Below are 7801 nucleotides of genomic sequence, written 5' to 3'. Positions count from 1 at the left end.
ATTGAAATAAGAGGTTTACAATGGGAGATAAACCGATATCCTTCAAGGATAAAGATGGGAACTTTGTTTCTGCGGCTGATGTCTGGAACCCGAAGAAACTTGAAGAACTCTTTACGCGCTTGAACCCTAACCGAAAACTCCGTCTTGAACGTGAGCGTTTGGCAAGGGAAGAAGCAGCAAAACACCCTGAATTAAATGAAGAAACAGAGCAAGTGTAGTACTTGCTCTGTTTTTTATCCAAATTGGTAATCAAAAACAGCTACCCCATTAGGAGTAACTGTTTTAAGGATTAGGCGTTTAAGACCTTGTCTAAGAACTCTTTCAAACGTGGGTGTTGTGGATTATCGAAGATTTGATCTGGAGTACCATCTTCGAGGAACTCACCATCCGCAGTAAAGATGACACGGTTAGCAACCTGACGGGCAAATCCCATTTCGTGAGTAACGATAATCATGGTCATCCCTTGTTCTGCCAATTCTTTCATAACGTTAAGAACATCTCCGACCATCTCAGGGTCAAGGGCAGAAGTAGGTTCGTCAAAGAGCATGATGTCAGGATTCATTGCCAAACCACGCGCAATTGCCACACGTTGTTTTTGTCCACCAGATAGGCTATCTGGTCTAGCATCGGCTTTGTCAGCAAGTCCAACACGGTCAAGAAGATCCATAGCTAATTTATCAGCTTCTTCTTTGCTCATACGTCCAAGTTCAATGGGAGCAAATGTCACATTTTCAAGGACAGTCATGTGTGGGAAGAGGTTGAAATGTTGGAAAACCATCCCAATATTTTCACGGGCTTTGTCAAGGTTTGTCTTAGGATCTGATAATTCATAGCCATCAACGACTACTTTACCAGATGTTACTGTTTCAAGTAGGTTAAGAGTACGAAGGAAGGTTGATTTACCTGAACCTGAAGGACCGATGATACATACAACGTCACCTTCGTAGAATTTGGCGTCAATACCTTTAAGGACTTCATTGTCGCCGTATGATTTGTGCAAGTCCTGCACATCGATTTTCAATTCAGCCATTATTTAAGTCTCTTTTCTAGTCGTTTAGCCAATTTCGTCAAGCATGTGATGATGACCAAGTAAAGGATGGCCAAAATCGCATACATACGGAATGATTGGTAGTTACGAGCAATGATGATTTTACCAGTTTGGAAGAGTTCGACCAAACCGATAGCTGATACGATAGTCGTATCTTTCAATGAGATAACAAATTGGTTGATGAAGTTTGGCAACATCAAGCGAACAGCCTGTGGCAAGATGACCTTACGCATTGTTGTATTGTATGGGACACCCAAGCTTCGGCTGGCTTCCATCTGACCAATAGGGACAGCTTCAATACCACCACGCACGATTTCTGCAATGTAAGCACCACCGTTAAGTGAGAGGGCGATCGTTGCTGCCACGAAGTCATTGATTGGTGACTGGTGACCCGTGATATTTTCAATCAAGTTCGGAATACCCCAGTAGATAAAGGCTGCAACAATCATCAATGGAATACCACGGACAACATCAACAAATACTTGTGAAATAACACGGAGTGTTTTGTTTGGTGCAACTGCCATCATACCGAAGATAATACCGATAATCATGGCAATAGCAAATGAAAGAAGGGTCAATCCAAGGGTAATTCCAAGACCTTGGAGAAGTTGTTTATAGTTGTTTTTAATTAAGCCTACGATTGTAGTTTCATCGGCAGTTGTTTTTGAGCTTTTTTCTTGAGCTTTATCGCTGTTGAGGTATTTATTGATAATCTTATCGTAAGTACCATCTTTAACGATAGCCGCTAAACCATTGTTGAACATTTCAATCAACTCAGGATTGGCACCTTTTTTAACGGCAAAGCCGACTTCACCAGTGGCAATACCTTCGATAGGTGTTGTAAAGTCACGCCCTTGTTGAATAGCGTATAGAAGTACGGCTTCATCATCCATAAGAGCATCGATTGAACCTGAGTTTAAGCTATCATACATAGTCGAAGCTTCATCGTATGCACGAAGCGTGAAGCCATATTTATCGGCATTTTCTTCTAACCAAGAGTAAGAAGAAGTACCGTTTTTAGCTCCTACAGTCTTACCTTTGAGATCTTCGTATTTCTTAATGTTAGATCCTTCTTTCACAGCCAAACGAATGTTTGAAGTGTAGTAAGGATCTGAGAAATCAAAGATTTGTTTACGGGCATCCGTGATGGTCATACCAGCCATAACCGCATCGGCTTGGCTAGATTGAACGGCATTAAGTGATGCATCGAAACCAGGGTTAGTTAGTTTAACATTGAAACCTTGGTTTTTTGCAATGGCATTGATGATGTCAACGTCAATACCAACATACTTACCAGAACCATTTTGGTATTCGAATGGAGCAAAAGATGAGTCCATTGAGATGGTGTAAGTTTCTTTGACAGGAGTTGCTTTTGCATTAGCATCACCAGTCAAGTTAAGAGCTTCCGAAGGTTTTGATGACGAAGATTTTGAAGAAGATTTTGCTGAGTCACCCAACCATTTGGTCATGATTTCATCGTAGGTACCGTCTTCCTTCATTTCCTTAAGAGCTTCATTGAAATCCTTGATAAGATTTTCGTGTTTTCCACCTTTTTTTACAGCGAAAGCGAAGCTACCGATAGATTCAGGTTTGATGTTGATAGCATAGTCTTTACCTTGACCAATAGCATATTGAACAACTGGTGTGTCGTCCATGGCTGCATAAACTGAACCAGAATCCAAACTGTTGTTCATCAAGTCACTAGTGTCAAAAGTTTTAACAGAGAAACCATACTTGCTAGCGTTTTTATCAAGCCAGGTCTGAGCAGCTGTACCGTTTTTAACACCAACTGTCTTACCTTTCAATTGTTTGTAGTCAGTGACTTTGTCGTTGCTACGTGTGTAAACAACAATTGATGTATCGTAATAAGTGTCTGAGAAAGTAAAGACCTTCTTACGTTCGTCGGTAACAGTAGTACCTGCCATGAGGGCATCTGCTTGTCCTGATTGAACCGCATTAACGGCTGCATCGAAACCAGGGAAGGTTTGGTTAACGTCCCAATTCTTACGTTTGGCAACCTCGTTGATGATGTCAACGTCGATACCCTTGTAAATTTGATCAGAATCTTTGAATTCAAATGGGGCATAGGCTGTATCTGAAACTACCGAGATAGTATCGGCAGATACCTTAGCTCCGAAAACAAAGAAAACTGACATGGCACTCAAAAAGAGTGTCAGAAGTTTTTTCTTCATTATAAAAAGTTCTCCTTTATAAAATACCTTCCTATTTTATCAAAAAAAGCCCTTGTTATCAAATTTCGAGGAGTTTGATGTTAGAAATTCTAACAAGATTAGTTAACTTTGAGAGGTTTTCTTAGAAGAAGTTGACAAGCTTGTGTCAATCCGTTACACTGTAATCGAATACATGTAAGATTTGTTACAGGAGCTAAAAATGAAAAAACGTATGCTTGAGAAATATACCAGCCGATATGATAAAGTGCCAAGTTGGCTGATGATTACGCTTTCCTGTTTTATTGCCTTTGGATATATCCTCATAGGTGGATTTCTAGCGGCGGTTGTTGTGGGAATTCCAATGACTGTTGTTCTTTCCTTCTTACTATTTAATGGCAATATTCAGTTCCAGGATATAAATACGATTTCCAATAAATTTTTTTCAAGCTTGTATTTTCAGTTGGGAACCTTTGCCTTTACTGCCTTGGTTATCTTTTTCTGGGTTAAAGTTGTTGAAAAACGTCCCATTCGTACACTTGGATTTTTTAAGGGAAATATTTGCTTGAACTTGCTTCAGGGTTGGGGATTTGGGACTCTACTCTTGTTAGCGAGTTTCCTTGGAACTTATTTACTTGGTGGCTTAGAATTTGTAAAAGTGGACTTTTCTCAAAGAACCCTCTTATATATCTTATCTTTGATTCCTTTCTGGTTTATCCAGGGAGGGACTGAGGAACTGGTAACACGTGGTTGGCTACTTCAGACGGTGACTAATAGATTGAACCTTTCCTGGGGAATTGCTATTTCAAGTTCTCTCTTTTCAATACTACACATGGGAAATCAAGGTGTTACCGCCTTGTCTCTTATCAGTATTGTTCTAGTAGGAGTCCTCATGGCTCTTTACATGCTTAAGACAGATAATATCTGGGGAGTAGCGGCTCTTCATGGTGCTTGGAACTTTACGCAAGGAAACCTAGTTGGAGTGGCAGTCAGTGGATATAATGCAGGTGGCAGCTTAGTGCACTTCCAGACCAAGTCAGGTGTCCCAGATTGGTTATCAGGTGGAGCCTTTGGTTTAGAAGGTAATATCGTGACCTGTGTGGTCCTGCTGGTAGGGATCATCATCCTCCGATTACAATTGAAAAAAGAAAATTTTTAAGGCTGAGTTCAAAAGACTCGGTCTTTTTGCTTCTATGTTAAAATAGAAGTAAGTTTTGAAAAAGGGGACGAGATGATAGTAAAGCTTGATAGGGTCATGTTGAAATTGAAAATGGTCGTTGGCCTTATATTTTCCGTCTTATCTTTATGGATTATTAGTCCGGAGCTCATTAGAGGGTCTCTTCGTGACAATCCAGTCAATCAGTTCCTTAGTCTCATTGTTTTATTTGGGGTCTTATTATCTATTGTTCTCATCATAGACGGTATCGTAAATCTCAAAGGTCATGGAAAATTCTTGGAACTTGATGACAATTCTTTGACCTACTACGGCCAAGCATTTGGACGTAAAACTTTTGAAATTCCCTTATCAGAGATTGCGTTTGTCAAGAAATCTTGGTCAACGCGGATGGAGGATATTGAACACTCTTCGACAGTGAGATATTCTTTGAAACGCATCGAGCACGTCTTTGACTATGATGCTGAGGTTGGTGATAAAGAGAGATATCGGGTCTTGCTTGTCTTCTTCAAAAATGGTGAGACAGCCGTTACCTATGACAAAAAACTTGGTCATCAATCACGGAAGAAGCGAGCATATATCGCTAAGATGCGAATGATTCAAATTCCACTTACAAGTGGGGAAATCTTCTCAGACCAAGAGATGAATGATTTCATAAATGAAAGGAAAAACCATGATAGATAGAAAAGAAGACAACCAATTTCATTTGGTTTCTAAATATGAACCTTCAGGAGATCAGCCTCAGGCCATTGAAACTATAGTTGATAATATCGAGGGTGGTGAGAAGGCTCAAATTTTAAAGGGAGCGACAGGGACAGGTAAGACCTATACCATGAGTCAGGTTATCCAGCGCGTGAATAAACCAACTCTGGTTATCGCCCACAATAAGACCTTGGCTGGACAGCTCTATGGTGAGTTCAAGGAATTTTTCCCAGACAATGCTGTAGAGTATTTTGTTTCCTATTATGATTATTACCAGCCAGAGGCCTATGTGCCGTCATCAGATACCTACATTGAAAAAGATAGCTCTGTCAATGACGAAATTGATAAACTCCGACACTCAGCAACATCAGCCCTATTGGAACGTAATGATGTGATTGTTGTGGCTTCCGTCTCTTGTATTTATGGTTTGGGTTCGCCAAAAGAATATGCGGACTCAGCTGTCAGCCTGCGTCCTGGTCAAGAAATTTCTCGAGACAAGTTACTCAATGACTTGGTTGATATCCAGTTTGAGCGAAACGATATTGATTTTCAACGTGGGAAATTCCGTGTACGTGGTGATGTGGTCGAAATTTTCCCTGCCAGCCGTGACGAACATGCTTTTCGAGTGGAATTTTTCGGTGATGAAATTGACCGCATCTGTGAGATTGAGAGTCTGACAGGACGTAATCTCGGTGAAGTTGAGCACCTTGTTCTTTTCCCAGCTACTCACTTTATGACCAATGAAGAGCATATGGAAGAAGCCATCAAGAATATTATGGAAGAGATGGAGGCTCAGGTTAAGCAATTTGAAGCCGAGGGGAAACTTATCGAGGCTCAACGTATTCGTCAAAGGACAGAATACGATGTCGAAATGCTTCGTGAGATGGGTTACACCAATGGTGTCGAAAACTATTCACGCCATATGGATGGTCGTAAAGAGGGAGAACCGCCGTTTACCTTGCTTGATTTCTTCCCAGAGGATTTCCTCATCATGATTGATGAAAGTCACATGACCATGGGACAGATTAAGGGAATGTATAACGGAGACCAAGCCCGTAAGAAGATGCTTGTTGATTACGGTTTCCGTTTACCGTCAGCTCTTGATAACCGTCCTCTCCGACGTGAAGAATTCGAAAGTCATGTGCATCAGATTGTCTACGTGTCAGCGACACCAGGTGACTATGAGATGGAGCAGACGGAGACTGTTGTTGAGCAAATTATCCGTCCGACAGGGCTACTTGATCCAGAAGTTGAGGTTCGTCCAACAATGGGTCAAATGGATGACCTCCTTGGTGAAATCAATGCCCGTACTGAAAAAGGCGAGCGTGTCTTTGTGACAACTTTGACTAAGAAGATGGCTGAAGACTTGACCGATTACCTCAAGGAAATGGGTGTCAAGGTCAAATACATGCACTCTGATATTAAGACTTTGGAGCGTACGGAGATTATCCGTGACCTACGTTTGGGTGTCTTTGATGTTCTTATAGGAATTAATCTTCTCCGTGAGGGGATTGACGTTCCTGAGGTCAGTCTGGTTGCTATTTTGGATGCTGATAAGGAAGGCTTCCTTCGTAACGAACGAGGGCTTATCCAAACGATTGGACGTGCTGCCCGAAATAGTGAAGGGCACGTTATCATGTATGCGGATAAGATTACGGAGTCTATGCAGAAAGCTATGGATGAAACAGCTCGTCGTCGTGAAATCCAAATGGCCTATAATAAGGAGCACGGCATCACTCCACAAACCATTAAGAAAGAAATTCGTGACCTTATTTCGATTACCAAGGCCAATGAAGCAGAAGTGGCAGAGGATACTGTGGACTATAGTGCCATGAACAAAAAAGAACGCCAAGAAGCCATCAAGAAACTTCAAAAACAAATGCACGAAGCAGCAGAATTGCTTGACTTTGAATTGGCAGCACAAATCCGTGATATGGTGTTGGAGTTAAAGAGTATGGATTAAGGCTAGTTTCATCACTTAGGTAATATAATAAGAAAGGAAATATATGTCACGTTCACAAGCAACTATTCTGACCAACATGTGTCTCATCGAAGATGGCCGTGGAAATATCGTCATGCAAATCCGCGATCCAAAGCGTTATTCCTGGTCGGGAGCAGCCCTACCCGGTGGGCACATTGAAGCCCACGAGGGTCTGGTGGAATCCGTTATTCGTGAGGTAAAGGAAGAAACTGGTTTAACCATCAAAAATCCTAAATTGGTCGGCATGAAGCACTGGTACACGACAGATGACGAACGGTACTTGGTTTTCCTCTATAGAACCTCGGATTTTGAAGGGAATCTTCGTTCAACGGAAGAGGGAGAAGTCCGTTGGGTTGCTCGAGAGGAGGTAGCTAATATGGATTTAGCCTATGACATGCTTAATCTACTTCGTGTGTTTGAAGAAGACGATCTCTCAGAACTCTTCTATCGTGAGCGCCTTGAAAATGACTTCCTAAGAGAATTTTGGTGAAAAAAGAACTATTTATTCAAATGAATGAATAGTTTTTTATTATTTTAAATGATAAATAGACTGGCTTAAAATAAAGGAAATTCCGATTGGTTAACAAGTAAAAATTAATAAAAATAAAAATTATAAACAACAAAAGTCCATTTCCCCGTTGACAAATGCATAATAATACATTATTATACTTACATAAGTTAATAAATATAGAAAAGAGATTGATTATGAAACCATGGAAAAAACTTTT

The 7801-nt window shown here is 40.8% G+C and carries 7 protein-coding genes; 5 read left to right on the top strand and 2 right to left on the bottom strand.

The window, feature by feature from the left end; all coding sequences use genetic code 11:
• The first annotated feature begins 20 nt into the window (after window positions 1-20).
• Window positions 21-218, top strand: coding sequence for a GTPase (locus RWZ99_RS08230; RefSeq protein ID WP_314677927.1), 198 nt, complete (start codon window positions 21-23; stop codon window positions 216-218).
• A 71-nt stretch (window positions 219-289) separates the two neighbouring features.
• On the opposite strand, the gene RWZ99_RS08225 is transcribed toward RWZ99_RS08230, so the two are convergent.
• Entirely contained in the window at window positions 290-1030 is a 741-nt protein-coding gene (locus tag RWZ99_RS08225) for an amino acid ABC transporter ATP-binding protein (protein ID WP_314677925.1), read from the bottom strand.
• Complete coding sequence (locus RWZ99_RS08220; RefSeq protein WP_314677922.1) at window positions 1030-3240, bottom strand: ABC transporter substrate-binding protein/permease; 2211 nt, start codon at window positions 3238-3240, stop codon at window positions 1030-1032. Before RWZ99_RS08220 ends, RWZ99_RS08225 begins: the two co-directional genes overlap by 1 nt.
• A gap of 199 nt (window positions 3241-3439) precedes the next feature.
• Here RWZ99_RS08220 and RWZ99_RS08215 point away from each other — a divergent pair, with 199 nt between their 5' ends.
• The 4 genes from RWZ99_RS08215 to RWZ99_RS08200 all read left to right on the top strand — a co-directional run bounded on the left by RWZ99_RS08215 (window position 3440) and on the right by RWZ99_RS08200 (window position 7563).
• Window positions 3440-4375, top strand: a complete 936-nt coding sequence (locus RWZ99_RS08215) for a type II CAAX endopeptidase family protein (RefSeq protein WP_314677920.1) — start codon at window positions 3440-3442, stop codon at window positions 4373-4375.
• A 72-nt stretch (window positions 4376-4447) separates the two neighbouring features.
• Complete coding sequence (locus RWZ99_RS08210; protein ID WP_314677918.1) at window positions 4448-5074, top strand: hypothetical protein; 627 nt, start codon at window positions 4448-4450, stop codon at window positions 5072-5074.
• Window positions 5064-7055 (top strand): excinuclease ABC subunit UvrB, encoded by a 1992-nt coding sequence (gene uvrB, locus RWZ99_RS08205; protein WP_314677916.1) that lies wholly within the window; start codon window positions 5064-5066, stop codon window positions 7053-7055. Before RWZ99_RS08210 ends, uvrB begins: the two co-directional genes overlap by 11 nt.
• Before the next feature lie 43 nt (window positions 7056-7098).
• Window positions 7099-7563 (top strand): 8-oxo-dGTP diphosphatase, encoded by a 465-nt coding sequence (locus RWZ99_RS08200; protein WP_314677913.1) that lies wholly within the window; start codon window positions 7099-7101, stop codon window positions 7561-7563.
• Window positions 7564-7801 lie beyond the last annotated feature (238 nt).

Origin of the sequence: uncultured Streptococcus sp. (genome assembly GCF_963545685.1) — a bacterium.
Taxonomy (GTDB): Bacteria; Bacillota; Bacilli; order Lactobacillales; family Streptococcaceae; genus Streptococcus.
This window is presented reverse-complemented; position numbering and strand designations above follow the sequence as displayed.

Coding starts and splice junctions, on each gene's coding strand:
- RWZ99_RS08225 (WP_314677925.1), bottom strand. CDS start 1,030: ATGGCTGAATTGAAAATCGATGTGCAGGACTTGCACAAATCATACGGC.
- RWZ99_RS08230 (WP_314677927.1), top strand. CDS start 21: ATGGGAGATAAACCGATATCCTTCAAGGATAAAGATGGGAACTTTGTT.
- RWZ99_RS08200 (WP_314677913.1), top strand. CDS start 7,099: ATGTCACGTTCACAAGCAACTATTCTGACCAACATGTGTCTCATCGAA.
- uvrB (WP_314677916.1), top strand. CDS start 5,064: ATGATAGATAGAAAAGAAGACAACCAATTTCATTTGGTTTCTAAATAT.
- RWZ99_RS08215 (WP_314677920.1), top strand. CDS start 3,440: ATGAAAAAACGTATGCTTGAGAAATATACCAGCCGATATGATAAAGTG.
- RWZ99_RS08210 (WP_314677918.1), top strand. CDS start 4,448: ATGATAGTAAAGCTTGATAGGGTCATGTTGAAATTGAAAATGGTCGTT.
- RWZ99_RS08220 (WP_314677922.1), bottom strand. CDS start 3,240: ATGAAGAAAAAACTTCTGACACTCTTTTTGAGTGCCATGTCAGTTTTC.